25 protein-coding genes and 1 pseudogene are annotated in these 25,357 nt (G+C 67.3%); 10 read left to right on the top strand and 16 right to left on the bottom strand.

Annotated features, from left to right (window positions below; genetic code table 11):
* The first annotated feature begins 2 nt into the window (after positions 1–2).
* From J2753_RS05155 to J2753_RS05145, 3 genes are read left to right on the top strand one after another with little or no spacing between them, the layout of a single operon-like run.
* On the top strand, positions 3–2,264 hold the full coding sequence (locus J2753_RS05155; RefSeq protein WP_209490861.1) for a hypothetical protein: 2,262 nt from the start codon (positions 3–5) through the stop codon (positions 2,262–2,264).
* 6 nt (positions 2,265–2,270) lie between these two features.
* A complete protein-coding gene (locus tag J2753_RS05150; protein WP_209490860.1) occupies positions 2,271–3,410 on the top strand; it encodes an HNH endonuclease signature motif containing protein in 1,140 nt (379 codons plus the stop codon).
* Positions 3,407–4,129 (top strand): DnaJ domain-containing protein, encoded by a 723-nt coding sequence (locus J2753_RS05145; protein ID WP_209490859.1) that lies wholly within the window; start codon positions 3,407–3,409, stop codon positions 4,127–4,129. The genes J2753_RS05150 and J2753_RS05145 overlap by 4 nt, the downstream gene beginning before the upstream one ends.
* A 67-nt stretch (positions 4,130–4,196) precedes the next feature.
* Here J2753_RS05145 and J2753_RS05140 read toward each other — a convergent pair.
* From J2753_RS05140 to J2753_RS05120, 5 genes and pseudogenes are all read right to left on the bottom strand, one after another.
* Positions 4,197–4,576 (bottom strand): annotated as a pseudogene (locus J2753_RS05140) (VOC family protein).
* 110 nt (positions 4,577–4,686) lie between these two features.
* Positions 4,687–5,469 carry an ABC transporter permease gene (locus J2753_RS05135; RefSeq protein WP_209490857.1) on the bottom strand — a complete coding sequence of 261 codons (783 nt, stop codon included), beginning with the start codon at positions 5,467–5,469 and terminating at the stop codon, positions 4,687–4,689.
* Positions 5,466–6,410 (bottom strand): ABC transporter ATP-binding protein, encoded by a 945-nt coding sequence (locus J2753_RS05130; protein WP_209490856.1) that lies wholly within the window; start codon positions 6,408–6,410, stop codon positions 5,466–5,468. The genes J2753_RS05135 and J2753_RS05130 overlap by 4 nt, the downstream gene beginning before the upstream one ends.
* Positions 6,411–6,509: 99 nt before the next feature.
* Positions 6,510–6,857 (bottom strand): hypothetical protein, encoded by a 348-nt coding sequence (locus tag J2753_RS05125; RefSeq protein WP_209490855.1) that lies wholly within the window; start codon positions 6,855–6,857, stop codon positions 6,510–6,512.
* 66 nt (positions 6,858–6,923) lie between these two features.
* Positions 6,924–7,844: a sodium:calcium antiporter gene (locus tag J2753_RS05120; RefSeq protein WP_209490854.1), complete on the bottom strand. Its 921-nt coding sequence runs from the start codon at positions 7,842–7,844 to the stop codon at positions 6,924–6,926.
* A 115-nt stretch (positions 7,845–7,959) separates the two neighbouring features.
* Here J2753_RS05120 and J2753_RS05115 point away from each other — a divergent pair, with 115 nt between their 5' ends.
* The 3 genes from J2753_RS05115 to J2753_RS14725 all read left to right on the top strand — a co-directional run bounded on the left by J2753_RS05115 (position 7,960) and on the right by J2753_RS14725 (position 9,316).
* Positions 7,960–8,547, top strand: a complete 588-nt coding sequence (locus tag J2753_RS05115) for an NAD(P)/FAD-dependent oxidoreductase (RefSeq protein ID WP_209490853.1) — start codon at positions 7,960–7,962, stop codon at positions 8,545–8,547.
* Between the two features lie 264 nt (positions 8,548–8,811).
* Positions 8,812–9,201, top strand: coding sequence for a cyanase (locus tag J2753_RS05110; protein ID WP_209490852.1), 390 nt, complete (start codon positions 8,812–8,814; stop codon positions 9,199–9,201).
* 7 nt (positions 9,202–9,208) lie between these two features.
* Positions 9,209–9,316, top strand: coding sequence for a cyanase (locus tag J2753_RS14725; protein ID WP_209490851.1), 108 nt, complete (start codon positions 9,209–9,211; stop codon positions 9,314–9,316).
* A 572-nt stretch (positions 9,317–9,888) separates the two neighbouring features.
* Here J2753_RS14725 and J2753_RS05100 read toward each other — a convergent pair.
* Together J2753_RS05100 and J2753_RS05095 are read right to left on the bottom strand one after the other, a co-directional pair.
* The gene (locus J2753_RS05100; RefSeq protein WP_209490850.1) at positions 9,889–10,230 is read right to left on the bottom strand and encodes a hypothetical protein; all 342 of its coding nucleotides are present in this window, start codon (positions 10,228–10,230) and stop codon (positions 9,889–9,891) included.
* On the bottom strand, positions 10,227–11,102 hold the full coding sequence (locus tag J2753_RS05095) for a type II CAAX endopeptidase family protein (RefSeq protein WP_245334484.1): 876 nt from the start codon (positions 11,100–11,102) through the stop codon (positions 10,227–10,229). Before J2753_RS05095 ends, J2753_RS05100 begins: the two co-directional genes overlap by 4 nt.
* Before the next feature lie 106 nt (positions 11,103–11,208).
* Between J2753_RS05095 and J2753_RS14365 the strand changes: the two genes are divergently transcribed.
* The gene (locus J2753_RS14365) at positions 11,209–11,550 is read left to right on the top strand and encodes an ArsR/SmtB family transcription factor (protein ID WP_321168781.1); all 342 of its coding nucleotides are present in this window, start codon (positions 11,209–11,211) and stop codon (positions 11,548–11,550) included.
* A complete protein-coding gene (locus J2753_RS05085) occupies positions 11,550–11,852 on the top strand; it encodes a DUF7521 family protein (protein WP_209490847.1) in 303 nt (100 codons plus the stop codon). Before J2753_RS14365 ends, J2753_RS05085 begins: the two co-directional genes overlap by 1 nt.
* Positions 11,853–11,859: 7 nt before the next feature.
* Here the strand turns inward: J2753_RS05085 and J2753_RS05080 are convergent, their stop codons facing one another.
* Complete coding sequence (locus J2753_RS05080) at positions 11,860–12,651, bottom strand: SDR family oxidoreductase (protein WP_209490846.1); 792 nt, start codon at positions 12,649–12,651, stop codon at positions 11,860–11,862.
* Positions 12,652–12,762: 111 nt separating this feature from the next.
* Here J2753_RS05080 and J2753_RS05075 point away from each other — a divergent pair, with 111 nt between their 5' ends.
* The gene (locus J2753_RS05075; RefSeq protein ID WP_209490845.1) at positions 12,763–13,464 is read left to right on the top strand and encodes a dolichyl-phosphate hexose transferase; all 702 of its coding nucleotides are present in this window, start codon (positions 12,763–12,765) and stop codon (positions 13,462–13,464) included.
* Positions 13,465–13,520: 56 nt separating this feature from the next.
* Here the strand turns inward: J2753_RS05075 and J2753_RS05070 are convergent, their stop codons facing one another.
* The 7 genes from J2753_RS05070 to J2753_RS05040 form a co-directional block, all read right to left on the bottom strand.
* The gene (locus tag J2753_RS05070; protein ID WP_209490844.1) at positions 13,521–13,724 is read right to left on the bottom strand and encodes an HVO_0649 family zinc finger protein; all 204 of its coding nucleotides are present in this window, start codon (positions 13,722–13,724) and stop codon (positions 13,521–13,523) included.
* A gap of 71 nt (positions 13,725–13,795) precedes the next feature.
* A complete protein-coding gene (locus J2753_RS05065) occupies positions 13,796–15,970 on the bottom strand; it encodes a DUF7846 domain-containing protein (protein ID WP_209490843.1) in 2,175 nt (724 codons plus the stop codon).
* Complete coding sequence (locus tag J2753_RS05060; protein ID WP_209490842.1) at positions 15,971–17,236, bottom strand: ABC transporter ATP-binding protein; 1,266 nt, start codon at positions 17,234–17,236, stop codon at positions 15,971–15,973.
* Positions 17,233–18,900, bottom strand: coding sequence for an ABC transporter permease (locus J2753_RS05055; RefSeq protein WP_209490841.1), 1,668 nt, complete (start codon positions 18,898–18,900; stop codon positions 17,233–17,235). Before J2753_RS05055 ends, J2753_RS05060 begins: the two co-directional genes overlap by 4 nt.
* Positions 18,900–20,087, bottom strand: coding sequence for an extracellular solute-binding protein (locus J2753_RS05050; RefSeq protein ID WP_209490840.1), 1,188 nt, complete (start codon positions 20,085–20,087; stop codon positions 18,900–18,902). Before J2753_RS05050 ends, J2753_RS05055 begins: the two co-directional genes overlap by 1 nt.
* Positions 20,080–21,243 carry an alpha-1 4-glucan-protein synthase gene (locus J2753_RS05045; protein ID WP_209490839.1) on the bottom strand — a complete coding sequence of 388 codons (1,164 nt, stop codon included), beginning with the start codon at positions 21,241–21,243 and terminating at the stop codon, positions 20,080–20,082. The genes J2753_RS05050 and J2753_RS05045 overlap by 8 nt, the downstream gene beginning before the upstream one ends.
* Positions 21,244–21,368: 125 nt before the next feature.
* Positions 21,369–22,526 carry a cobalamin-independent methionine synthase II family protein gene (locus J2753_RS05040; protein WP_209490838.1) on the bottom strand — a complete coding sequence of 386 codons (1,158 nt, stop codon included), beginning with the start codon at positions 22,524–22,526 and terminating at the stop codon, positions 21,369–21,371.
* A gap of 101 nt (positions 22,527–22,627) precedes the next feature.
* On the opposite strand from J2753_RS05040, the gene J2753_RS05035 reads away from it, so the two are divergent.
* A complete protein-coding gene (locus tag J2753_RS05035) occupies positions 22,628–23,878 on the top strand; it encodes an MFS transporter (protein ID WP_245334483.1) in 1,251 nt (416 codons plus the stop codon).
* Between the two features lie 417 nt (positions 23,879–24,295).
* Here J2753_RS05035 and J2753_RS05030 read toward each other — a convergent pair whose 3' ends face one another.
* Positions 24,296–25,264, bottom strand: a complete 969-nt coding sequence (locus tag J2753_RS05030; protein WP_209490837.1) for a Gfo/Idh/MocA family protein — start codon at positions 25,262–25,264, stop codon at positions 24,296–24,298.
* Between the last annotated feature and the right edge of the window lie 93 nt (positions 25,265–25,357).

Raw genomic sequence — 25,357 nt, 5'->3', positions numbered from 1 at the left:
GAATGAACGACGACACGTCCCGCCGGCGGTTCATTCAAATCGCCGGGGTGGGTGCAGCAGGCGGACTTGCTGGGTGCAGTGAGAGCTCGGAGAGCGCGAGTGGGGAGTCTCCGGACGGAACCGCTACGGGAACGGCGGTGCCGACGACGACCGGGACCGACACCGCGACCGATTCTGCGACCGACCAAGAGGCGGCTAGTTCGATAACTATCTCCGGAAAGCTGACGACCACCTCCGGGAGTGCCGTCTCTTCGGGACAGGTCGCAGTTCTCACGAAGGGTGGAGAACCAACCACGACGACGCCCGACGAAGACGGGTCGTTCTCCCTGTCAGTCGCTGCCGGTGCTGAACACGTGATTCAGTACCATCAGGGAACTGAGCAATTCCCCGACGACGACGTTCCGGACCTCTACGCGATAGAATCCGTCTCTTCGGAATCAGACGTGGGCCTCGGGACCATCCAACTATCGAAGGGGCACGAACTGGAAGTCGTTGCGGAAGGACCGGATGGAACGACGGTGACAGAGGACGCCGAGGTGTTCCTGACCCACAGGAAAGGCGAGGGCGTGCCGATGTACGAACTACGCAAGAATCCGGTCGAGGTTACGGGGGAAATCACGATTCGTGCGGAGTACGATGGAGCGACGAAGCGAAAGACGGTGAACGTCACGAGTCCCCGGACGGTGACGTTCTCCTTCTCGTCCACCGAATCTTCGAGAAGCGTCTCCGTCAGCGGTTCGCTCGTGAGAGCAGGTGGAGAACCAGTATCTGTCGGGCGGGTTGTTGCGATTGGCGGCAGTACGTCGGGCCAGGCTCCCGTTGCGGATGTGGGGAGCGAAGGTGGCTTCGAACTGGAAGTTGCCGCTGGAACGGAGTACACATTCCAGTACACGCAGGCGAAAGCAGAGTACCCGGACGATGCGATTCCGGATATCTACACATTCGGGGCGTTCTCCCCCTCGTCGGAGACCGATATCGGGACTGTCGAGCTTCCGAAAGCGTACCACGTGACCATCTCGGTCGCCGACGCAAGCGGGGATGGCGTGACAGACGAGGCTGACATCCACATTACCCCGTTGAACGACGGTGCTGGGTTCCCGAACAAGCTCCCGGCGAACCCAATCGAACTGGGCGGTGACGTTGCTGTTCAGGCTTCGTACGAGAACTCGACGACTCGCAAGACGGTCTCCGTCACGAGCGAACGGACTGTCGAACTCGACCTCGGTGGCGAGTCGGGTTCGGCGGCATCGGTCAGTGGGAACCTCCAGGGTACAGACGGGAGCCCCATCACTACCGGCGAAGTGCTCGCACTCGGCGGATCAGATAATCTTCCCAGCAGTTCCATGGGGAGTGACGGAAGCTTCTCCCTGGAGTTGGCGTCGGGCACCGAGTACACGCTGCAGTACGTTCAGGGTGCTGCAGGCTACCCCGACGACGATATCCCCGACCTGTACACCATCGACGCCGTCACGCCAGATGGGGACACTGACCTGGGCGAGATTATCGTCGGAACGGGCTACGAGATCACCATCGTCGCCGAGGGCGCCGACGGGAGCGACATCACCGACGACGCGAATATTCGCGTCAGCCACACGAACAACGGCACGAGTAGCGGGTTCGGTATCCTGAAAAACCCCATCGAACTGACCGGGGACGTGACAATCGTCGCGGAACACGACGACATCCGCACTCGGAAGTCACTCACCGTCGATAGCGCCCAAACCGTGACACTGACGCTCGACACGACCGCGACGGGAACAGAGTCCAGTTCGAACCCGGTGCTCTCCGGTCGAATCTTGGACTCGACGGGGTCGCCAGTCACGAATGGCGAGGTGCTCGCGATAGGTGGCGAGTTCTCGTCCGCGCTCCTCTCCAGCGACGGCACGTTCTCACTGGAGTTGAGTTCCGGCGAGCCCTATACGCTCCAGTTCGTTCAGGGAGGGCGTCCAGACGACGATGTTCCCGACCTGTTTACAATCGGGCGTGAGGAAATCGGGTCGGATACCGACCTCGGAGGCATCCAGTTGGGGAAGGGGTACGACGTTACTGTCCGCGTCGAGGACTCGTCCGGTAACGATGTTACCGACGACGCCACGGTATCCGTGTCCCACATGCGGAACGATGCCGGGAGCGGGTTCGAACTGTTGAACGACACGCTCGAACTTACCGGTGACATCACTCTCAGCGGCGAGTACGAGGGAGAGAGCACCGAAAAGCAACTGACTGTCACCAGCGCTCAGACTGTCGTCCTCAGCTTCGGGTGAGAACGGATGGCTGGCAACTCTACAGCGGACGGACGTGAGCAGGCGAAGCGGTTAGCGCTGCTCGCCGAAACCGATCCAGCGAGTGCAGTGAACCATTTGCCCGACCTTCCGCCGCTCCTGGTCGCCGATGATGCGGAAACAAGGGTAGAGGCGACGCGCGTGCTCGTCCCGCTCAGCGTGCACTTTCCCGAACAGCTACGCAGCATCAGCGACGCGATACTCGCGCGTCTCGACGACGAGCACACGGTTGCGAGGCAAAACATCCTCCTCACGATTGCGAACCTTGCCACGTGGTTCCCGCAGGATTTCGGAGATGGGACAGATCTGATGGTCGAGTTGCTCAACGCTGACGAGTTCGAGGAACGGGTTGCCGCGGGTTCGGCGCTCTCCAAGATAGCGTACTACCGCCCCAATCTGGTTACGCCTCGGGAGGAAGCTCTAGAGACTCTCAAAGCACGAATAGCGGTCGAAAACATCGACCAGGTCGAGATGTCCCACGGCGACGAAGATATCTTCGACGGCGCGATACAGGCGCTTGAAGGGGGCGATATGCCCAGCCGTGTGCTCGAGGACGACCTCGCGTCGACGGGACTGAGGACAAAAATCAGCAAGCCCACTCGTGCCGCGATTACCGGCCTCCTGTGGGTCCCGCTCGCAATAGCGTCGGTGTTCTTCTGGAGCTACCGCGCTCTCAAGTACTTCCGATCGCTCGGGGTGAACAAATACACCTCCGTTGGCAAGCTTATCGAGCTAACCCTACGGACTACCTACGGCCATCTGAAGCACGTAACGCTGCTCTATCCGTTCTCGCGGGCACAACTGTACGTTCGTCGGTCGCCGATTGCGACACCGACCGGTGTGCTTCCCTGGTTCGTTGGAACGACTCCGACGAAGGTAGATCGGACGAAACGAACGCCGCCGTTGCCGGATAACTGGGGTGCCATTGCCCGGTCAGTTCGCCAGCGCGACGGCTACGAGTGCCGCAATTGCGGAGCGCTCGGCGGACCTCGGGGTGGCTCGAGCGAACTGCACGTCGACCACGCAATGCCTCGGAGCAAGGGCGGTGCGGACCACCCGAAGAACCTCCGAACCCTCTGTCGTGGGTGTCACGAGGCGAGACACGGACGAAAATTCTCAAACGAATGACGACCAACTACTACGACCGACTCGGGGTAGCCGAGACGGCGACACAGGAGGAGATTGAGGAGGCGTGGAAACGCGCCGTGATGGAGAAACACCCCGACCAGAACGACGACCCTGACGCCCAACAGCAGTTCATTCGACTGAAAGAGGCGTACGACACGCTCTCGGACCCCGATATGCGCGAGCGATACGACGAAGTTGGTCACGAGGCGTTCATCGGTGGGAGTGGCCACGAGTCATCCTCTGAAACGAAGGAAGCTTATCAGCGCGACCGGTCGTCCGCTAGTGAAGACTCCCGTTCTCGGAGCGATGGCTCCAGCGTCAACTGGCGGGCAAACACTCGCGGACACGAGGCTGCAGAGCACGTGTGGGAGCCGGGGTCCGGTCCGACGGCAGATACTGCCCCTCCACACGACACCTCCGACGAGGAAACGTCAGAGCGTGTTGCCGCGTACGGGCTGTCTTTCGGCGTCCCGGCGCTTCTGGCGTACGTCCTCTTCTTCGGGCTGGAGGGGAGTATCGGGCAGTTTCTGACGGGATTTGGGGTGACAAGCGACCTCTTACTGGTCGTGGTGCTCCCGCTCACGCTTCTCGCCGTGATTTTCGCCGAATGGCTGCTCGACACAGAGCGTCGTCTCTGGGAAAGTATCTCCGAGTTCGCTACCAGATCTGCACGGCGGGCCCGAAGCGGGTGGTCAACGGTGAGAAAAACCCTGCAGTGATGTGTGAGTAGAGTCAGACCTACTGGAACACCGATTGCTTCCTACCTGCCAACTGCACAATATTCCCTTATACAGGGGGTGTACCGTGGAGAAACGACTGATTCCTACAGTACGTCCGTCAGGATCATCAGCGAAAAATTGGTATATTCAATACTGTTCGTTCTCATGGGGTTTCTCACGGGCAGCCTCACCGAGTCAGTGATGTAACTCATCAACTTCCTCGGTCGTATCATAGACGAACGTCAGAATCCCCTCGGTTTCCGTTTCCTCGGCGTCGCAGAAGCCAAAACGGAAGTTCTCGAACGCGAGGATCGTACAGCCCGGCTGTTCCAGCCACGTCTCGGCGCCGACGACCTCGCGGTACCAGTCGACGACCGAGTCGCGGTCAGCAGTTCTGAAGAAGACGATTCCCCCGGTTCCCTCGGGCGGATCTGTGGTTTCTGGCATACTCAGGCTGGGTCCGGCCGGGTGTTAAAGCTCGGGCGATAGCGGGGGCGCGCCCCGCTCGGGAGGCTCGCAACGCCGGCGGCGACGCCATCGAGTCGGGGAGGGTCGGCCTACTCCCGATAGGGTACCGCATAGGCGCCGACGACGAAGAACGCCGTCGCCAGCACGGCGAGGATGGCGAGCTGAGGTAGCGCCGCCGCCGTCGGGTCGGCGCCGCCGGGCGTCGCCCCCTCGTAGGTCAGGGCACGCACGCCGCGGGCGAAGTACGTCAGCGGCGAGAGGTTCGTGATCGGCTGGAACCACGCCGGCAGCAGGTCGGGCGTGACGAACGTCTCCGAGAGGAACAGCAGCGGCAGCGCCACGGAGTTGCTGGCGGCGACGACGCCGTCCTGGGAGTCCGCGAGGCGGCCGAGGATGGCGCCGAGACCGCAGAACAGCGCGACACCGAGCACCACGAACGGCACCAGCAGGAGCAGGTGCGCGCCGACGGCGATCTCGGCGTCGACCAGCGCGACCACGAGGCCGAAGATCAGCAGCGAGGCGGCGCCGATGACGAGGACGTTCACCAGCGTGTGCGCGAGCAGCCACTCCCAGCGCCGCAGCGGCGTGGTGGCGAGCTTTTCGAACCGGCCGCCCTCTCGGTGGCGCGCGAACTCGCTGCCGACACGCGAAAGCGGCGTGAACAGCACGACGACGGCGAGATAGCCCGGGAGGTAGTAGCCCGGCGGTTCCGCGAACAGGCCGCCGCCGGTGGGTTGGGTACCCACGAGCACGCCGAAGATGAGCACGATGATCACCGGGAAGAAGAACGTGAAGAAGACGGCCGTGCGGCGGCGCAGGAACGCCTTCGCGCCGGCCCGGCACTCGCTTGCGATCCGGCCGGGACGGCTCATCGCTCCACCTCCGAGGCCTCGGCCGGTGCCTCCGATGGCGCGGCCGTCCCGGCGCCCCGGAACGACTCACCGGTGAGTTCGAGGTAGACGTCCTCCAGCGTCGGTTCGGTCCAAGTGAACGACTCGTAGGCGATACCGGCGGCCGCCAGCGCGTCGACGGCGTCGTCGATGTCGGCGGCGTCGATGTCGTGGAGGGTGAGCCGGCCCGCCGAGGCGTCGACCTCGAAGCCGGCATCGGTTAGTAGCTTGGCGCTAGCCTCCGTCCGGACCACGAGCCGTGAGTCGCCGCCGTGCTTGGCGATCAGGGCGCCCGGGGTTCCGGTGGCGACGACCTCGCCGTCGGCCAGCAGCGCCACCTCGTCGGCGAGGCGTTCGACCTCGTCCATCGAGTGGCTGGTGAGAAACACCGTCACCCCCGCGGCCGCGAGGTCCTCGATCAGCATCCAGAGGTCCCGGCGGCCCACGGGGTCGATCCCGGTGGTCGGTTCGTCGAGAAAGAGCACGTCGGGGTCGTTGACCAGCGTGATCCCCACGCAGGCCCGGCGCTGCTGGCCGCCGGATAGCTCCTCGTACCACGTGTCCGCCGCGTTGTCGAGGCCCACCTCCGAGATGACCGCCTCGGGGTCCCGAGCCCCGTCGTAGAGGTCGGCGTAGTAGCCCAGTAGCTCTCGGACGGTCAGGCGCTCTGGCGGGGAAAACGACTGCGGGAGGAGGCCGATCCGGGAGCGCTCGACCGATTCCGGCGGCGTGCCGAGCAGCGACACCTCGCCATCGTACTCGGTCGTGCCGGTGAGCGCGCGAACGAGCGACGTCTTGCCGGCGCCGTTCGGGCCGATGAGGCCGAAGACGGTCCCGGCCGGCACCGACAGCGAGACGCCGTCGACGGCGATGAGGTCGCCGTAGCGTTTGGTCACGTCGTCAGCGACGACTGCCGCGTCCATACGCGGAGTCGGCGACGAATCGGGGTAAAGCGTTCGCTCTGGGCGAAGAGAGTCGGAGAGTCAGGAGTCAGGGAATCGGACGGTGAGCAAGTCAGAACGTCAGGCCGGCACCGCGCTGGCGCCCGTCGAAACGGAGAGGCTGTACGGCGCCGGGGTGGGGTAGTCGGCCATCGGACTCATCGCGGCCGCCGCCTCCAGCGATTCGGCGAGCCACGACCGGGTCAGCGTCAGGGTGCCCTGCCGCCAGCGACGGAGCAGTAGCGCGGCCGAGAGGCCGCCGCGACCCCAGACGTACACGCCGCTGACGGCCGCTGCGGGGACGTTCCCCACGCCGAACGCCGAAAGCAGTTCGACGGCGCCGATCCACGACGGCACCAAGGTGACGACCGAGATGACCAACAGCAGGTCACCGGTCACAGATGCGCCCGAACGATAGCCACCGAGCATTCACTCGAGACGAGGGTAGAGTTCCCCATAAATGTTTTGTGGCGAATATCGGCACTGAGAACGCACTCAGCCCAGAAACAGCGTCGGCACGTACAGCGCGAGACAGGCGGCGCCCGCCCAACGACCCACCTCCTCGCGGCGGTAGAACACCACGACGACAGTGGCCGAGACCAGCAGCATGTAGCCGATCGAGAGGAGTGTGGCGTCGACGTTCTCGACGGCCAGCGGCGCGACGGCGGCGCCGACGCCCAGCGAGAACAGCGGGTCGGTGATGTTCGAGCCGAACAGCGTCCCGACGGCGATCCCGCCCTCCTCGCGCCGGACAGCGAGCGCAGCGACGACGATTTCGGGGGTGGTCGTCCCCAGACCGGTGAGCAGCCCCAGCAGATACGTCGGCGCGCCCAGCGCGTCGGCGACGCCGCGGGCGCCAGTCACGAGCAGATGGCCGCCGACGATCACCAGCACGAGGCCGGCGACCGCCCAGAGCACCGGGTGCGAGAGCGTCTCGTCGGTCGACACTCGTGAGCCGACGACATCGGTGTCGTCGGTGAGTTCGTAGCGCGCCGCGATGAAGCCGAGGTAGGCCAGCGCCATCAGAACGCCCTGAAGACGGCCCACGCGGCCCGAGGAGACGACCAGCAGCATCGTCGCCATCGCGACCACCATCCCGACGCCGTAGGTCAGCACCTCACTCCGCGCGGCCGGGAGCGGCGCGAGGATCGCGACGAGGCCGATCCCGAGCGTGATCTGAGAGGTGGCTGAGCCGACGATGTGGCCGATCACCAGCGGCCCCTGCCCGTAGGCGGCACCGTAGGCCGAGGTGGCGACTTCCGGCAGCGAACTGCCGACGGCGACGAGGGTGACGCCGACGAAGAAGGCCGAGACGCCGCGATCCCGGGCGATCATCGACGCCCCCTTCACGGTCCGGTCACTGCCGGCGACGAGGGTGACCAGGCCGGCGAGGAGGCTGAGCGCATGGAGTAACACGTCAGACGGTCGGCCCAATGCCGCCCGGAAGGAAGGGAGTAGCGGTCGACGGCGTGTTACTCAATCGCGTTCCGCCGTGCAAAGAATTACGGGAGAAGCGGTCGAACGTTCATTCATGGCAGACGTACTCGTCGTCGGCGGCGGTCCCGCCGGCCTGAGCGCAGCACTGTTCGCCGAGAAGAACGGTCTCGAGACCACGGTGTTCGACACCGACGGAACGTGGATGCACAAGGCTCACCTGTTCAACTACCCCGGGGTCGGCTCCCGGGACGGGAGCGTGTTCCTCGACACCCTCCGAAACCAGGTCGACAACTTCGGCGTCGAGCGAAAGCAGGGCGAGGAAGTGACCGACGTGGCCGAGAGCGGCGACGGCTTCACCGTCACGACGGAGGCAGGCGAGTACGAGGCGCCCTACGTCGTGCTCGCGACGGGGGCGAACCGCGACCTCGCCGAGGATCTGGGCTGTGAACTCACCGACGAGGGCGTCGTCGACGCCGACGTGACGATGGAGACCAGCGTCGAGGACGCCTACGCGACGGGTGCGATGGTCCGCGCCGAGGAGTGGCAGGCCGTCATCTCCGCGGGCGACGGCGCCTCGGCCGCGCTCAACATCCTGAGCAAGGAGAAGGGCGAGCACTACCACGACTTCGACGTGCCGGCCGACGCCGAGGAGGCGTTCGGCGCGATGGCCGACTCGGAGTAAGTCGCCCCTTTTGCCGGTATCGCTGTTCGAACGCCGGTTCGGTCGGGAGACCAGCGGCGGCTCTCGCTCAGTTGCAGTCGGTCTGCCGGAACTGCGAGAGACAGTCGAAGGCAGCGCCACAGTCTGCACACTCCCACTGGTCGGTGACGCTGTGCTCGCCGATGGCTTTCAGCCAGTCGCTCATGGTCGACAGCGAGGGTCGCTCGGCTGTTGAACGTTCCCCCTGCCACCACGCTTTCCTCGCCGGCGGCCGCACGCGCAGCCATGCTCGAACGCGAGGAAGCCACCGAGCGACTGCGAACGGCGAAAGCTGACGCGGACGTGTCGTTCACTGAATTGGCTGACGCGGTCGGCCGGGACGAAGTCTGGACCGCGTCGCTGCTGCTGGGCGACGTGAGCGGCACCGAGGAGGAGGCCCGCGCGCTCTGTGACGCACTGGGCGTCGAGGAGTCGGAAGTCGTCGACGCGCTCAAGCGCGCGCCGTACAAAGGCGAGGACGACCCGACCATCCCCTCGGACCCGATGCTCTACCGCCTCTACGAGATCCCGCAGGTGTACGGCGACGCCATCAAAGCCTGCGTCCACGAGGAGTTCGGCGACGTCGACAGGAGCGAAGCTCCTGTCTGCCAACCGGAGCGCGGAGCGCTCCGGTGACGGCATCATGTCGGCCATCGACTTCGAGTGCCACGTCGACAGGGTCGAACACGAGGCGGGCGACCGGGTGCGGATCACCTACGAGGGGAAGTTCCTGCCGTACAGGAAGTGGTAGCGCCGGCTCCTAGGTCCAGGCGTCGACGCTGTTGAACCCTGCGAGATTCGTCGGAGAGACGGACTACTCCTCAGAGGGGGTGGCGAGGAGCATCTCGACGCGGACCCTCGCCCCCTCGGCAGCGACACCGTCAACGGCGTCGGCGACGCGGTCGCGATCCTCGGGAGTGAGAAAGGGAATCGAGATGACTCCTCCGCCAACGCTCGCGGCCGGAGATATATGCGTCCCGGGGCCGTACAGGGCGGTATGGGCGACGACGCGTGCTACCGGGACTACTGTCCGGCGTGTGACCTGCAGGTGACGGTCGTCGACGAGGAGTGCCCTGAGTGCGGGGTATCCCTCCCTGCGGAGTAGTTCCCGTTCCGGTCCCCGCTCGGCCCGGCGTATCGGAGGGGTTTTGTAGCGACAGCCGGGAGTAGTAGATAGACGGCACGGTCAGCAGTCCCTTTCGCCCCGCGTGCTCTGCACGTCGGGGTAGACTGCCAGACCTACCCCGTCTGCTCAACACACTGAGCGGCAGCTATACGCGTTCTCCGAGTCGTCGTCCCGTCACGAGCCAAGAGGCTCCGGTGTCACAGATTGGTCGCGAGCAGCCACGCCTGCCCGATCGCCAGCGCCGCGAGCAGGAGGTGGGCCAACACCTCGAACAGCCGAACGTCGACGCCAGCCGCCTCGTCGAGAACGAGACGCGTGGTCCGGAGCGCGACGTACAGCACGACCGTAACCGCGGGGATGGCGACCAGACCGAGTACGCGCGGCGCGCGCCTGACCGTGACCTGCCCGTCGAGCCCCACGTGCCAGCCGACGATCATCCGCTCGGGGAGCGCGGGCGCGACGACGGCGCCAGCAGCAACAGTCGCGACGACCAGCGCGAACGAGGTGAGTTCGGGGAGCGTACGACGTGCGGACCTCACGCTTCCCCCACCGTTTCCGGGCCGGCCGTGGAGCGTTGTTTAGGTCGGTCAGCCGTCCACGTCGACGCCTGCACGTCGCCGACAGAGAGCGACTCAGGGCCGTATCGGGCCACCAGCGCGAGCGCCACCAGCCCGAAGCCGCCGACCAGGAGGACCGTGAACGGGACGGGCAGCGCCGACGGGCCGACGACGACCTGCAGCGGGACGTTCACGCTCGCGTTGAGCGCCCCGTGCATCAGGACGGCTGCAGGCACACAGCCCCGAGAGCTGTTGTAGAGCCACGTGAACGTAACGGAGGCGACGACGACGAACGCCGCGTACCCCGCGGGCGACATCTCGTACACGCCGAAGGCGAACATCGGTGCGTGCCACAGCGCCCAGACGGCGCCGACGACGACGCTCGCCGACAGCGCACCGTACCGGGCCTGTAGGTGCGGGAGCGCGAACCCGCGCCAGCCGAACTCCTCCTGTCCGCCGCCGAGCAGCGTGGCGAACACCACGTTGATCGCGAACCCGCCGAGTGCGGGGGCGACCGCCGACTCGTCGACGCCGCCGGTTAGCGCGACCATCACGGCGCCGAGCGCGAGACTGACGCCGATGGGGACCGCCAGCGCGGCGGCGTACCACCGCGGCGAGCGGCGCCAGTCGAGGGTCGACGCGAGCCAGCCCCGGACGGACTCGCCGCGCAGGCGCGTGACGACGGCGGCAGCCACCAGCGGCCCGAACGCACCGGGGATGGCGGCGAGTTTGAGCATCGGGCCCTCGACGGCCGTGAGAACTGGGAACCACACTCCCCAGGAGAGGGCAAACGTGAGTGCGAAGTACGTTGCAGCCGGGTGGCGGTCGGCTGCGTCGAATGCGGGAGCAGTCATCTGTACGCCCGGCTTCGCCGGGGCATACGATAGAACGGGAGCCAGTGCTTCAGACCCTGAAGCGTTCGATAGCTCTTTAGGTACTTTTGCCAACAACTGGCCCACAGTGAGTGAGGAGGAGATCGAGGCCGTCGCGGGGCTGCTGGAGGACGAGACAGCCCGGGCTATCCTCACTCGGACGAGCCGAGAACCCATGTCCGCAAGCGAACTCAAACAGCAGTGTGACGCGTCGGGGCCGACCATCTACCGCCGACTCGAACGGCTCCGAGAGCGCGATCTGATCGAGGAACAGACTCGCCCGGATCCTGACGGCGGGCACCACACGCAGGTGTACGCGCCGAACCTCCGGCGCGTGACCGTCGAACTCGACGACGGCGAACTCCACCTCGAAATCGACCGCCGGGAGGACATGTCCGACCGGTTCACCCGCCTGATCGAGGATATCTGATGCTGGGACCACTCCAAGTCGGCGGGACGACTGCCGCGCTGCTGCAGGCTTACGAGATGGTCGGCGCGGCGCTCGGCCTGTTCATCGCGTTCCTCGCGTACCGCGGCTACCGGCGTAACGACAGCCGACCGATGCTGTATCTGGCCATCGGCTTCGGGATCATCCTCGGCCTCCCGATACCGCTGGTAGCGATATCGTTGCTGTTCCCGTCGATTCCGGGGGCCGTCAGTCAGGCGTTCGTCCAGACCCTCGAAATCGTCGGGCTGGTCTGCATCATCTACGCGCTCCGGATGGAGCCGTAACCACGCCTTAGAGGTTGCTCGCGCCCGCGCCGCCCTCGATGGGGAGCGCGACGCCGTTGATGTAGGAGGACTTCGGCGAGGAGAGGAACGCCACGGCGTCGCCGAGTTCCATCGGGTCGCCGATGCGCTCGAGCGGGATGCCCGCGCCCCAGTCGGCGAGGCCCTCCTCGTAGTCCTCGTAGTCGCCGCGGTCGACGGCCTGCTCGACGAGTTCCTCGATCCGGGAGGTCTCGTGGGGGCCCGGCAGCACCGCGTTCGAGCGGATCTCCGGACCCAGTTCCTTCGAGAGGGTCTTCTCGAGGCCGATGACGGCCATCCGGACGGAGTTCGAGAGCACCAGCGAGTCGATAGCCTCCTTCACGGATCGGGAGGTGACGAACGTCATCGTCCCCTGATCGGACTCCTTGAGGTGGGGCGCGGCCTCTCGCACCGTTCGGACCGCGCTCATCACCAGCAGGTCGAACGCTTGGTACCAGTCCTCGTCAGTGGTTTCCTCGAAGGGTCCGCTGGGCGGGCCGCCGGCGCTCGTCACGAGCGTGTCGATGCCGCCGAACTCTTCGACGGTTCGCTCGACGAGATGCTCGATGTCCGCCTTCTCGGTCAGGTCGCCCTGTACGCCGACGACCTCGCCGTCGCCGACCGCGTCGACCTCCTCGACGGCCTCGGCGAGTCGCTCCCCGTCCCGGCCGTTGAGCACGACGTTCGCGCCCTCGCGGGCCAGCGCCGTCGCCGACGCCTTCCCGAGGCCGCTGCTCGATGCGGTCACCAGTGCGCTCGTGTCTGCGAGTCCGAGATCCATACCGCTGAGGTGGGAGGGAGGGCCCTTAAACCCGACTCGCTCCGGAAACGTCCGGGGGGTTCTGCGTCGTTTTTCGGCAAGCCTAAACCATCGTGGCCCCACCCCCGATCCATGAGCGACTACGGGCTTGCGGACGTGAGCGTCGTGATGGGGAGCTACAACGAGGCCGAGGCCATTGGGCCGGTGCTTTCGGACATCGACGACGCCACAGATGGGAAAGCAGAGGTCGTCGTCGTCGACGGCTCCAGCGACGACACGGCCGACATCGCCCGCGAGCACGGCGCGACCGTCATCGAACAGGAGCCACAGGGGTACGGCTACGCGGTCTGTAAGGCGCTACTCTCCGCGAGCAACCCCGTGCGGATCACGACCGACTGCGACGGTACCTACCCGATGGAGCGCATCCCGGACTTCCTCGATCTGATCAACGAGGGCTACGACGTGGTCAGTGGCGACCGGCTCTACCACGGCGCCGAGACGATGCCGACGATGAACCGCTACGGGAACCTCGCCTTTGCCGCGTTGTCGAGCGCGCTCGCAGGCGACCATCTCCACGACGTGACCACGGGGATGCGCGCCTACCGCGGGGACGTGATCGAGGACATCACCTGGACCGAGAACACCGGGCTCTCCGCGGAGCTGCTGATCAGGCCCGGGATGCGGGGCTACAACGTGCGTGAGGAGCCCATCGCCTACGACGAGCGACTGGGGGAGACCAAACTCGACCCGTTCTCGGGCGGCGCCGAGATCGCGGGCTCGATCCTTCGCGTCTGTGCGGAGGAGCGAAAACGGCAGTTACGGAGCCTGTTCTAGCAGTCGATCACGACCCACCGACTCGCCGGAAAATCACCTCGTCTGGACGTCGACGCTCACGCCACAGTGAGATCGACCGTGTGCTCCATGACGGCGCCACAGCACGGGCACTCGTGGGAGTATTCGACGACCCGGCCGTCGGTCTCGCCGGCCCAGTCGGCCTCGTCATCGACGAACCCACACGCGGTACAGACGCACTCTTCGTCGTTGTAGTACGCCTTCAGCCGCTCCAGCGCGGATGATTTGCTGCTTGTTGCCATACCACACGATTTGCGCTACGTGCGCAAAACTGTTCCCCCGATATCGGCGCCTCAGCCGCGTTACCGGCCACTCACTCCGCAGACCCACTCACGAGCGTCGTGTTGGCGAACGTCCCGGGCGGCGACGGCCCCAGCCCCGCGGGCACACAGCGGTCCGGGACGGGACAGCGCTCCCGGGTCGGCGAGAGCGCGCGCACCCCGTCCGGACCAGTCTCGACCGGGAACACGAGTTCGTAGCTGAACCCCGAACTCGGCCCGGTGGAGACGAAGACCGTGACCGTGAGTTCGTCGCGGTCGGCGACGGCGAAGCTTCCGGCACCTGAGAGGCCGGACCCGGAGAGCCGTGCCTCCCCGTCGGCGACGACGAGCGAGAGAGTCAGCGCGCGCTCGCTCGCGTTCGCGGTGGCGTACGTCTGGCCGGCGTCGCCGCCGGCGCGGATCGACACCGATTCCGCGTTCCCGGGGACGCCGACTGAGGCGTCGAGGCGGACCGACTCGCCCGAGACGCGCTGGACCGGCCGGAGTTCCGCAGTGACGGCCTCGCCGTCGACGGGGTTCCACGCGCCCCGGTAGACGTAGCGCCGGAGCGAGTGGTTGGGGTGGGCCGCCGCCACGTCGAGTTCGCGGTTGTCCGCCAGCGCATACAGCGACGCGCCGTCGAAGTCCGGATCGTTCCGGACTGCTTGGAACGGATGGTTCAGCCACGGACCGTACACCGTCGGAAGGAAGGTGACCGTCGGCTCAGCGGTCCGGTCGCCGCCGATCACGGCGTTGCCGGCCGAGAGCCCGCCCTGGGCCTCGAACGGCGCGTAGGCGGCTTCGAGTTCGTCGCTGACCGCCGCGTTGCGCTGGATCGGCCCCGCTGCCGTGTCGGCCGCGACGGCGCCGCCGATCCCGGCCGTGATCACGAGCAGCACAACAGCGATCCGGCCGGCCGGGAGATCGTCCGAGAGCCGGGAGTCGAGAAGCGCGTTGAGTCGGTCCGCGCCCCAGACTGCCGCGACGGCGCCGAATATCGCCGTGGGGATCAGCAGGTCGTAGTGGTAGTACGGCCCGAGGTGGTAGATCAGGCCGTCATTGGCCACGTCCAGCGCGCCGAGGATGTTGTAGTTCCCCCAGAACGCCACGTTGCCGGCGGGAATCGTGAGGAGCATCCCCCCGAGCGCAACACGCCGCCACGACTGGGGAGTCGGGCCGCGACGACGCGCGACGCCGACGGAAGCCGCCACGCCGGCAACTGCGAGCGCGGTGCCCACGACGCCCATCGCCACCCAGTCGGAGAACAGCGTCGCGAGCACGCGGCTGTTGGCTTCGAGCGCCAACTCGACGGTGTACTGGGTCTCGTGAGCCAGTAGCTGTCGGTGCCCGAAGCCGATCCCATCCTCGGGTGCGAACGCCTGATACGGGAAGACGAGCGGGTCGCCCGTGACGACCGCGTTGTAGCCCAGCGCGACGGCGACGCCGAGGACGCCGAGGCCGGCGGTCGCCAGCCGTCGGGCGAACAGCGCGCGCGCCGCCTCGTCGACCTGCGTGAACGGCGCCCGCCACGCCCCCGAGCGAGCGAGGCTGACGCAGGCGTGGCCGATGAACGGCGCCGCGAACAGCACCGCGGTGTAGGGCCGGGCGAGGAATGCGACGCCGACGGCGGCGCCCGCGACGGTCGCGAGCCGCCGGCTCCCGGTTCGCTCGGCACGGAGGTAGGCGTACGCGAACGTCACCTCGAACGCCGCCGTCACCGCGTAGGGGAGGTACGTGCCCGAATGCAGCAGGAACAGCGGCGACGCGAGCACCAGCGCGCCCGCGAGCACACCGACGCGGGCGTCGAACAGCTCCCGGCCGACCGCGGCCGTGCCGGCGACGACCGTCGCCGAGACGCCGGCCAGCGCGAGTGGGTACGCACCGAGCGTCCGGCCCAGTGCGAACACCGCGGCCGTGACGGGCGCATACTTCGAGTAGAGCCCCTGTGGGCCGTCGACGAAGAACCACGGGCGGTAGGAGCCTTCTACTGGGGGTCGGAGGAACAGCCGTCCGGCGCGCAGCAGTTCGGCCTGCTGGAGGTAGACGCCCTCGTCGTGGTTGAGCGAGTGATACGGGAACAGTCTGGTGGCGACGACGACGGAAACGACGGCGGCGATTGCGCCGAGTACGAGAATCGCGAGCCAGCCCCGGTCGAGTCGGTCGCGGGCGGCGTCAACAACCCGGCTGAGCGCCCGCCGAACACCGTCGTCGGGCGAGCGCTCGGACATCTACGCCGCGGGGTACCAGGCGAGGGTGTGGTCGGCGACGAGGCGGACGCGTACGCGCTCGCCCACGTCGACCTCGACGGCGTGGTTGTGGAGACAGCGAACCACGGGGCCGTCGTCGAGTCGGACGTGGTAGACGAAGGAGGGGCCGGTGTACTGCCGCCGGATCACTTCGCCATCGGCAGCGGGCGGCGTCGACGTCGCAGACTGGTCGGCGGCGGGCGCCGCGATTCCGCCGTCGGCGGTGGGGCGGGCCTCCGCAGCACCGACCGTGCCAGCCTCGCCGTCGAGTGGCGCCAGTCGGAGGTCGTCCGGGCGCACCAGCACGTCCACCTCGGCGCTGACGTACTCGTCGGTCACGCCCTCCAGCAGGTCGCGGCCGTAGGAGCCGATAGTCGTGTCCACGGTGTCCTCGGTGATCCGGCCGGGGACGAAACTCGCCTGCCCGAGGAAGGAGGCGACGAAGCGGGATTTCGGGTGCTCGAACAGCGACGCGGGACTGCCGACCTGCTCGACGCGACCCTCGGACATCACCGCCACGCGGTCGGAGATGGAGAGCGCCTCCTCCTGATCGTGGGTGACCGAGACGGCGGTGACCCCGGCCTCGTTGAGGATCCGGGTCACCTCCTCGCGCATCTCGACTCGCAGCGCCACGTCGAGGTTCGAGAACGGCTCGTCAAGGAGTAGTACGTCGGGTTCGGGGGCGAGCGAGCGCGCGAGCGCGACGCGCTGGCGCTGCCCGCCCGAGAGGTCCGTCGGCGAGCGGTCGCCGTAGCCGTCGAGGCCGACGAGGTCGAGCAGGTCCGCGACCCGTCGGTCGGCAGCCTCACTATCGGGGTCGTCGAGGCCGAACGCGACGTTCTCGGCGACCGAGAGGTGGGGGAACAGCGCGAACTCCTGGAACACCATCCCCACATCGCGCTCCTCCGGCGGGACCACACTCCCCTCGCCGGCGACGACGTCGCCGCCGACCGAGACGGTCCCCTCAGTCGGCGTTTCGAGACCCGCAATCATCCGGAGGGTAGTGGTCTTCCCGCAGCCAGAGGGCCCGAGCAGCGTGAGCAGTTCGCCCTCTCGAACCGTGAGGTCGACGCCGTCGACGGCCGTCTCGCCCGCGAATCGCTTGACGACGTTCGAGAGTTCGAGCACCGCCGGCGGCGTGTCGGCCTCGGTGGCCGGCGCGTGGGCGTCGGTGACAACCGAGTTCGCCGTCTCGGCCGCCGCTCGCTCCGCGCGGTCGTCGGTCGTGGGGGTGGCGTTGTCGCTCATGTGTCGCGGCGTTGAACGAGGAGGGGGATCATCGAGAGCCCGGAGAGCACCACCAGCACCAGCGCCGGCAGCGCCGCCCGGCCGTAGTACCCCCCTTCCTGAACTCGCCAGATGTACGTCACCAGTGTTGTAAACCCTGTCGGGTGGAGGATGAGTGTGGTGTCCAGTTCCTTCATCGTCGTGAGGAAGACCAGCGCGGCGCCCGCGAGCACACCCGGCGCGATCAGCGGCAGCGTCACGCGCCGGAACACCGCTTTCGGCTGGGCGCCGAGCACCCGCGCAGCGCCGATGAGCGCGGGATCGACGCCCAGCACCGACGAGCGCGTGGCGCCGACGGCCTGCGGGAGAAAGCGAACGACGTAGGCAAACACCAGCAGCGGGAGCGACTGGTACACCGCGCGGGAGACCGTCGGCCCGAAGAACGCGGCGAGCTGATTGCTGCTGAAAAACACCAGCGCGAGCGCGAGCACGACGCCCGGCATCGCGTAGCCCAGATACGTCGCGCGCTCGGTCAGGCGCGCCAGCGGCGCGTTCGAGCGCCCCGAGTAGTACGCGACCGGGAGCGCGATCACCATCGTCGCCGCCGCGGCCAGTGCAGCCGCGTAGACGGAGTTCAGCGCGAAGCCGAGTTCGAACGCCCGACCACCGACCTCGTAGGCGAGCGCCTCGGCACGGACGAACCACATCGTCAGAATCCCCACCGGGAGCGCGAGTGTGAACAGCGACACCACCGCCGGGAACAGCACGGCGAGCCAGCGCAGCCGACCGAGCGAGATCATCGCCGTCGAAGCCGCCGGCGCGCCGTAGCCCGCGTCGGCGTCGTCGCCGATCCGGGACTCTAGCGCGACCACCACCGCGGTCACGGTGAGTAGCTGTAAGGAGAGCAGCGTCGCGTTCGCCCGGCCGTCGCCGAAGCTGTTGAGTTCGACGTAGATCATCCGCGTGAACACGTCGTACTGCATGATCGACGGCGTGCCGAAGTCCGAGAGCGCGTACAGCGCGACCAGTAGCGCGCCCGCGGTGACCGCCGGGAGGATCTGGGGCAGGATCACCCGGCGGAACGCCGCGAGGTAGCCGACGTTGAGGGTCCGGGCGGCCTCCAACTGCGTCTCGTCGAAGGAGAGCAGCGCCGCGCGGGTGGTGAGGAACACGTAGGGGTAGACGAACAGCGTCAGGACCAGCGCGGTGCCGCCGAGCCCGTACACGTTCGGAATCGAGACGCCCAGCGGCGCCAGCGCGTCGGCGAGCGCGCCGTCGGGGCCGAACGCCGAGACGTACGCGAACGCGCCGATGTAGCTCGGAACCACCAGCGGGAGCGCGACGGCGACGGTCCAGAACCGCCGGAACGGGAGGTCGGTCTGGACGGTGAGTACCGCGAGCGGGACCCCGAGTGCGACCGAGGCCGCCGTGACGACGCCGACAAGCACGAGACTGTTGGCGAACACCTCCGTCGACCCACGGAGCAGCGACAGCGCCTCGTCGAGGGGGACCTCGCTGGCCCGGAGCAGGAGCCAGAGCAGCGGCGACAGCACCGCGGCCGCGACGGCCGCCGACAGCAGCACCAACGGCGTCGAGACGCCGTCGTCGTCGAGGCCGAGTAGCCGGCCCAGTAGCTCGCGGAGTCGCGATCCGAGGTTTCCCGGAGCGTCGCCGACCGCGCCCATCAGAGCACGCCCACCTCCCGCATGAGGTCCACCGTCGGCCCGATTTCGGAGAGCCGCGCGAGGTCGAACTCCGGCGGTTCGAGTTCGTCGATGGGGGGGAGGCCACCGACCGGCGGCACGCCCGGAATCATCGGGTAGGCGTACGCCCGCGTGGCGAAGAACTCCTGCGCCTCAGCCGAGAGCAGGTGGCGCACGAAGTTCTGGGCCAGTTCCTGCTGGGGGCTGGGTTCGAGCACGGCAGCGCCGGCGACGTTGATCAGCGCGCCCGCATCGCCGCTGGTGAAGGCGAGGTCAATCGGCGCCTCGGGGCGAGCCTCCTGCACTCGGAGCGCGTAGTAGTGGTTGGCGAAGCCAGCCTGCAGTTCGCCGTCGGCGACGGCGTTGGAGACGAAGAACTCGTTGTCGTACTCCGTGACGCCGGCGTCGACCATCGACTGGAGCCACTGGCGGGTCGCCTCCTCGCCCTCGGTGATCCGCATGGCCGTGACGAACGCTTGAAACGCGCCGTAGGTCGGCGCCCAGCCCATCTGACCGGCGACATCGGAGTCCGGGAGCGACATCACGTCGTCGGGAACGTCCGACTCATCGAGCGCCTCGGTGTTGTACGGGATGGCGCGAGCGCGGCCAGCGGTGCCCACCCAGTCGCCGTCGGGGTGGAACTGCTCGGGAACGGGGTCGGTCACCTCGTCCGGGAGCGTCGAGGTCAGCCCCTCGGCGGCGACGGCCGCGAGCGAGCCAGCGTCGACGGACCAGAACACGTCCGCCGGGGTGGAGGAGCCCTCGGTGATGATGGTGTTTGCCCCCTCGCTGGTGCCGTAGGGCCGCGGCGTCGCCGTGAAGTCGGGGTAGATGTTCTCCAGTTTGGTGAGCAGATCGCGGTAGAGCCCACCCTCCCCGCCGCCGAGGTAGACGGTGAGTTCGCCCGAGAGCGCCGGAAGCTCCGAGATCCGGGTGCCGCCGATCTCGCTGCGTCCCTCTGCCAGCGCGCCGGAGCCGCGGAACTCCGAGAACTCCGCGGAGCCGCTGGTGTCGGCGCCCTCGGTCGGCGTATCAGTCACGCCCGGCGTTCCGTCCGTTTCGGTCCCCGTGGTGTCGTCGCCGCCCGAACAGCCAGCGATGCCGACGAGGCCGGCGCCCGCAAGGGTGCCCAGCAGTCGGCGGCGTCGCTTCGAGAACTCCTCAGTCATCGGCGGGCACCTCCACGGGCTCCGCGGCGGGTTCCTCCAGCGCGTCGAGGCAGTCGAGCCAGTCGCGCATGTGGGCGCCGCAGTAGTTCAGGAACTCGCCGTTGTTCCACGACTCGAACTCGCCCTCAGCGAGCGCGTCAGCCATGGCGGCGAACGCGTCGTGGTAGCTCTCGGCGCCCGCGGCGGCGTCGTCGATGACCTCCCAGACGTGCTCGTTGAGTTCGAGGCCAGCGACCTCGTTCTGGAGGTCGTCGAACGTCGAGCGCGGCGCTTTGTTGTGCTCACAGAGCGGGCCGCCGTTGTACACCTGCTTGCCCAGCACGTCACAGGCGCGCTTGAGAAACAGGCCCGACCAGATGTCGTCGAACCGGCCCACATCCCAACGGTTGTCGTCCATCGGGAGCTGGTAGAACGCCGGGATCACCTCCCGGCGGAAGGCAAGGTTCATCGAGCAGACGGTGAGATACTGGCCCTCGGCGGCGACGAAGTCCTCGCCGAAGTCGTCGGCGCTTGTGCGGCTCTGGGCCTGCCCCTGCAGGTCGCCGTCCATCAGGATGCGCACGGCGTCGAGGTCCGGGACGTTCGTCCAGAGGCCCTGCGAGGCGACGACATCGTCGACCTCGGTGGTCTTGCGCTCGATGTCCTCGTCCATCGCCGCGTAGGGGTAGCCACGGGGGTAGAGGTTCGCGTCGGCGTCATCGAGGACGTTGACCCACGACTCGTCGGAGGCGCGGGACTCGATTTCGCCCTCGTAGGCGAGGTTCTCGAGGTGGGTGCCGAAGAAGTCCTCCCCCTCGTGGGGGAGGGTGTCGTCGTCGATGAACACGCCGTAGTCGAATCGCTCGTTGGCCCACATGTACAGCAGGCCGAAGGAAGTCTGGGCGTGGCTGGCCGCGGGGATCAGGTGGGCGTACTCGCTGACCCCCTGCTCGGCGAACCACGCCTCGCGTGCGGTGCCGTCGAAGACGGCGCCGTCAACGCCCAGGTCGTCGAGCATCGCCGCCATCTCGTCGGTGTCACAGAACGCCTCCGTGACCAGCACGACGAACAGGCGGTCGGTGTCGAACCCGTGTTCACGGGCGTTGGCGACGTACTCGCGCATACATTCGTACTCCCTGATAGTGGGGACGACCACGCAGATGTCCTGCTGGCTCATAGACTCAGCGTTGTTTAGGATCACCTAAAGCGTGTCGATGTTTTGGCCAGCCAAAACACAGTCGGGCCGACAGTAGTCGCTGGTGGACGTGGGAAAAACCGCAAGAAATCGCGGTCGTCGGGGCCTCAGTCGAGTCGTTCGGACGCGATCTCGGCACCCTCGACGAGCGCCTCGAGTTTGGGCCACGCGATGTCGGGGTGGACCATGCCGAGGCCGGCCTGCGTGCCGAACCCGCAGTCCGGTGCGGCGACGATTTTGGTGTCGTCCGGGACGGTGTTCGCGACGCGCTCGATGCGGTCGGCGATGGTTTCCGGGTGGTCGATGATGTTCGTCTTCACGTCGACGACGCCGGGGATGAGCGTCCAGCCGTCGGGCAGCGGGTGCTCGGCGAACGCGCGGTACTCGTGCTGGTGACGTGGGTTCGCCTGCTCGACGCTGAGCCCGGAGATGTCGGCCTCGTAGAGCGTCGGCAGCATGTCGGCGAGGTCGGTGTCGAGGTGGTGGGGGCCTTCGTAGCTCCCCCAACAGGTGTGCAGGCGGACCTGCTCCTCGGGGATGCCCGAGAGCGCCTCGTTGAGCGCGTCGACGTGCATCTCGACGATGCCGCGGAACTCCTCGACGGAGTTGTCCGCGAACAGGTGGGAATGCCCCGTCGCCAGCAGGTCGGGCGCGTCGATCTGAATGGTCGCGCCCGTGTCAGCGTATAGCTGGTACTCCTCGGCCATCGCGTCGGCGATGGCGGAGACGTACTCCTCGTGGTCGCCGTAGTGCTCGTCGACGTGCGTCGCCGCGACGACGCTGGGTGAGGCGGTGGTGAAGAACGTGTCCTCGATGTCGACATCCGTACCCTCGAGGGCGTCGTGGAACTGCTCGATCTCCCGTTCGGCCTCGTCGTAGCCGTCGTAGCGGATCTCGCCCGTCACCGCTGGCTGGCTGGCGAGGTCGATCACGTCAGTCTCGAACGTGTCCTCGGCGACCGCGGGGTACTCCTCGAGGTCGGCCCAGAGCGCCTGCTCGCGCTGGCCGCCGATGTTGGTGAGTCGCTCGCCGACGTAGTAGTTGAACGAGACGCGGGGCTGCTCGCCGTTGTTGATCTCGTCGATCCCCGTCGCCAACTGGCGGTCGACGATGTCGTCGGTCGCCTCGCTGCTCACGCGCTCCCACTCGTCTGGGTCCACATCGCCGCCCGACTGCCGGGTGCGGAGGAGGTCGAGCAGTTCCGGCGGCCGCGGGAGGCTGCCGATATGTGTCGTCTCGATCCGGGAGGTGTCGTCTATCGCCATACTCGGTAATACTCTGCCGATAAGATATAACTGGTGGTTTTCTCACCCGTCGCCGGAGCGGAATCCGTCCTTTGAAACCGATAGGGGTTGGGAGGGTGGGTATGGACGGAAACGACCGGCGTATCGTCGGGCTGACAGGGACGGCCCATGCGCTGCTGCACACCTACGAGCTGTCGGTGCCGATCCTCGTCGTCATCTGGCTGACCGAGTTCGCCACGAACCCCGCGGAGCTCGGGATCGTCGTCTCGGTGGGAATGGCGCTGCTCGGCCTCGGCGCGCTCCCCGGCGGCGTGCTCGCGGACCGCTACGGCTCGCGGAAGCTGATCGCGCTCTGTCTGGTCGGGATGGGGGGATCGTTCCTCGTGCTCTCGGTAGCGCCCGCGGCCGCCACCGGCGCGCTGGGGACGCTCCCGATACTCTCGGTCAGTCCCGCAGTGATCGCGATTGCGGTCGCGCTGGTGCTCTGGGGCGCCGCAGCGAGCGTCTACCACCCGGCGGGGCTGACGCTGATCAGTACCGGCGTCTCCGAGCAGGGGCGCGGCTTCGCGCTCCACGGGATGGCCGGCAACATCGGCATCGCCGCCGGCCCGCTGGCGACGACGATCATGTTGGCGTTCATCGACTGGGAGACGGTGACGGCGATTCTGGCGATTCCGGCGTTCATCGCCGCCGTCGCCGCGCTGTGGATCGACGTCGACGAGCGCGAACCCGACGAGGACGACGACGAGGAGACGCCCGACTCCATCAGAGAATTCCTCGCCGTCTCCAAGACGGTCGTGCACAGCGCGTTCGCGTTCGTCTTCCTCGTGGTCGCACTCAACGGCCTCTACTACCGCGGCGTGCTGACGTTCCTACCTGATCTGCTGGCGGGCCTGGAGACGTTCCAGCCCCTCGAGATCGCCGGCAAGCAACAGGAGCCCGCGAACTACGTCTACTCGGGCCTGCTGGCGGTCGGCATCCTCGGCCAGTACGCCGGCGGCCGCCTCACGGACATGATGTCGCCGGCCCGCGGGATCGCCTACGCGTTCGGCGGCCTCTCGGTGCTCGCGCTGGTCTTCCTCCCGCTGGCGTCGATGGGCGCCGCGCCGCTGCTCGCGGTGAGTGCGGTGCTCGGCTTCGCGCTGTTCATCGTCCAGCCGATGTATCAGGCCGCCGTCGCCGAGTACACCCCCGAGGCCGCCCGTGGCCTCTCCTATGGCTACACCTATCTGGGGAACTTCGGCATCGGTGCGCTCGGCGCCGGGATGGCCGGAACGATCCTGACGTACTCCAACCAGACGGTGCTGTTCCTCGTGTTCGCGGTCATCGCCGCCTGTGCGAGCGGGATCGGCCTGCTGCTGATGCGGCGGTAGGAGGTCTTTTGGAGTGGTTTTGGTTGGGGAGGTTCTGGGTAGACAGCGGTCGCTACGGTGTCTTGACCGGTAGCTACTGGGACAGCGACCGCGACAGCATCTCGTTCGTTGGCAACTGGAGACCGCAGCGCCGATTCCCCACCACTCCCCCGCGCTCGCGGCCTCCGCGAGCGCAAGGCGTCCACCACACCGCTGTCGCGGTGGCGCGCGAGGCGCCCGCACCTCCGTGTGCGGCGCGAGCGTGCGAGGTCCTCGTGAGCTTGCTCCCTCGGAGGACGAGCGACTGTACAGGAGCGAGTCGGCTGGGGAGGCTGTGGCCGCAGGCCGTTGCTGTGCGGTCACAAGTGGCCCAGGGAACTCCGCGGAAACAGTCCCAAAATCAACCCTCACCCTACTGTAGGATCCCCGACGGTCTCCTCACTCCTCGCCGACAACCACGCGCTCGCCCTCGGACGCGAAAATCGCGTCGACGACCTGCTGCACGTCGTTAGTCTCGGCGAAGCTCACCAGATCGCCGTCCTCGCCCTCCAACTCGGCGACGAACGCCTCCACCAGCGAGAGCGTCGTGTCGCCCGGTTCGTCGACGACCACGCGCTGCTCCTCGCCCCCGGCGTTCTCGGCGAGACGGTACCAGTCGAGCAGTTCGAGCGATCCCTCGGTACCGACGACGGTCATGGAGTTCTCCTCGTCAACATCACAGTCGGTCAACAGGTCAATAATGCCTGGGATCCCCTCGACGCCGAAGTAGCCCGTGATGGACTCCTCGTAGCGCCCGGGCGCGGAGTAGTCGATGTCGGCGTCGACCCACTCGATGGAGCCGAACGCCTCCTGCACGCCGAACAGGTAGTGGGTTCCCACCTCCCGGAGGGGGCCACCCTGCTCGCGGCCTGCCAGCCACTCCACGTCCTGCCACTCGCGGGGCCACTGCGGGAAGCGGAACGTGAGTTCGATCCGCTGGACCTCGCCGATCTCGCCGGCCTCGACGCGGTCGATTAGCTCCCGGACCCCGGGCGTGTAGCGGAAGGGAAGATTGACCGCCGTCGGCTGGTCGGTGGCCTCCTCCAGCGCGACCAGTTCGGCGCCGACAGTGGCGTCCGCCGCGATGGGCTTCTCACAGATCACCGCCTTCCCGGCGTCGACGGCGGCCTCGACGACTTCGCGGTGGACTTTCGGCGGCACGCCGACGTAGACGATGTCGACCGCCTCCTCGGCGACCATCGCCTCGTAGTCGGTGTAAGCCGCACAGTCGTACTCCGCGGCGAACGATTCGACCTTCTCCTCCACGAGGTCGCAGGCAGCCCAGACGGTCGTGTCGCCGTGCGCGACGAACGCGTCCGCGAGTCGGTTCCCGATCACGCCACAGCCGACGATGGCGACGTTGTACACACCGGCACCTGTGTCCGAGCGGGTTTGTAGCTTCAGTTTTCGGCGAGGGCGAGGCTGGGAAACGCCGTGCCGTCGGCGCGGCGGCAAACAGCC

Origin of the sequence: Halolamina salifodinae, from assembly GCF_017874235.1 — an archaeon.
In the GTDB taxonomy this organism is placed as follows: domain Archaea; phylum Halobacteriota; class Halobacteria; order Halobacteriales; family Haloferacaceae; genus Halolamina; species Halolamina salifodinae.
This window is presented reverse-complemented; position numbering and strand designations above follow the sequence as displayed.

Excerpts from the sequence above, each read along its gene's own strand:
- J2753_RS05155 (WP_209490861.1), top strand. The coding sequence starts at position 3 with ATGAACGACGACACGTCCCGCCGGCGGTTCATTCAAATCGCCGGGGTG.
- J2753_RS05150 (WP_209490860.1), top strand. The coding sequence starts at position 2,271 with ATGGCTGGCAACTCTACAGCGGACGGACGTGAGCAGGCGAAGCGGTTA.
- J2753_RS05145 (WP_209490859.1), top strand. The coding sequence starts at position 3,407 with ATGACGACCAACTACTACGACCGACTCGGGGTAGCCGAGACGGCGACA.
- J2753_RS05135 (WP_209490857.1), bottom strand. The coding sequence starts at position 5,469 with ATGAGCCGTCCCGGCCGGATCGCAAGCGAGTGCCGGGCCGGCGCGAAG.
- J2753_RS05130 (WP_209490856.1), bottom strand. The coding sequence starts at position 6,410 with ATGGACGCGGCAGTCGTCGCTGACGACGTGACCAAACGCTACGGCGAC.
- J2753_RS05125 (WP_209490855.1), bottom strand. The coding sequence starts at position 6,857 with ATGCTCGGTGGCTATCGTTCGGGCGCATCTGTGACCGGTGACCTGCTG.
- J2753_RS05115 (WP_209490853.1), top strand. The coding sequence starts at position 7,960 with ATGGCAGACGTACTCGTCGTCGGCGGCGGTCCCGCCGGCCTGAGCGCA.
- J2753_RS05110 (WP_209490852.1), top strand. The coding sequence starts at position 8,812 with ATGCTCGAACGCGAGGAAGCCACCGAGCGACTGCGAACGGCGAAAGCT.
- J2753_RS14725 (WP_209490851.1), top strand. The coding sequence starts at position 9,209 with ATGTCGGCCATCGACTTCGAGTGCCACGTCGACAGGGTCGAACACGAG.
- J2753_RS05095 (WP_245334484.1), bottom strand. The coding sequence starts at position 11,102 with ATGACTGCTCCCGCATTCGACGCAGCCGACCGCCACCCGGCTGCAACG.
- J2753_RS05085 (WP_209490847.1), top strand. The coding sequence starts at position 11,550 with ATGCTGGGACCACTCCAAGTCGGCGGGACGACTGCCGCGCTGCTGCAG.
- J2753_RS05080 (WP_209490846.1), bottom strand. The coding sequence starts at position 12,651 with ATGGATCTCGGACTCGCAGACACGAGCGCACTGGTGACCGCATCGAGC.
- J2753_RS05075 (WP_209490845.1), top strand. The coding sequence starts at position 12,763 with ATGAGCGACTACGGGCTTGCGGACGTGAGCGTCGTGATGGGGAGCTAC.
- J2753_RS05070 (WP_209490844.1), bottom strand. The coding sequence starts at position 13,724 with ATGGCAACAAGCAGCAAATCATCCGCGCTGGAGCGGCTGAAGGCGTAC.
- J2753_RS05065 (WP_209490843.1), bottom strand. The coding sequence starts at position 15,970 with ATGTCCGAGCGCTCGCCCGACGACGGTGTTCGGCGGGCGCTCAGCCGG.
- J2753_RS05060 (WP_209490842.1), bottom strand. The coding sequence starts at position 17,236 with ATGAGCGACAACGCCACCCCCACGACCGACGACCGCGCGGAGCGAGCG.
- J2753_RS05055 (WP_209490841.1), bottom strand. The coding sequence starts at position 18,900 with ATGGGCGCGGTCGGCGACGCTCCGGGAAACCTCGGATCGCGACTCCGC.
- J2753_RS05050 (WP_209490840.1), bottom strand. The coding sequence starts at position 20,087 with ATGACTGAGGAGTTCTCGAAGCGACGCCGCCGACTGCTGGGCACCCTT.
- J2753_RS05045 (WP_209490839.1), bottom strand. The coding sequence starts at position 21,243 with ATGAGCCAGCAGGACATCTGCGTGGTCGTCCCCACTATCAGGGAGTAC.
- J2753_RS05040 (WP_209490838.1), bottom strand. The coding sequence starts at position 22,526 with ATGGCGATAGACGACACCTCCCGGATCGAGACGACACATATCGGCAGC.
- J2753_RS05035 (WP_245334483.1), top strand. The coding sequence starts at position 22,628 with ATGGACGGAAACGACCGGCGTATCGTCGGGCTGACAGGGACGGCCCAT.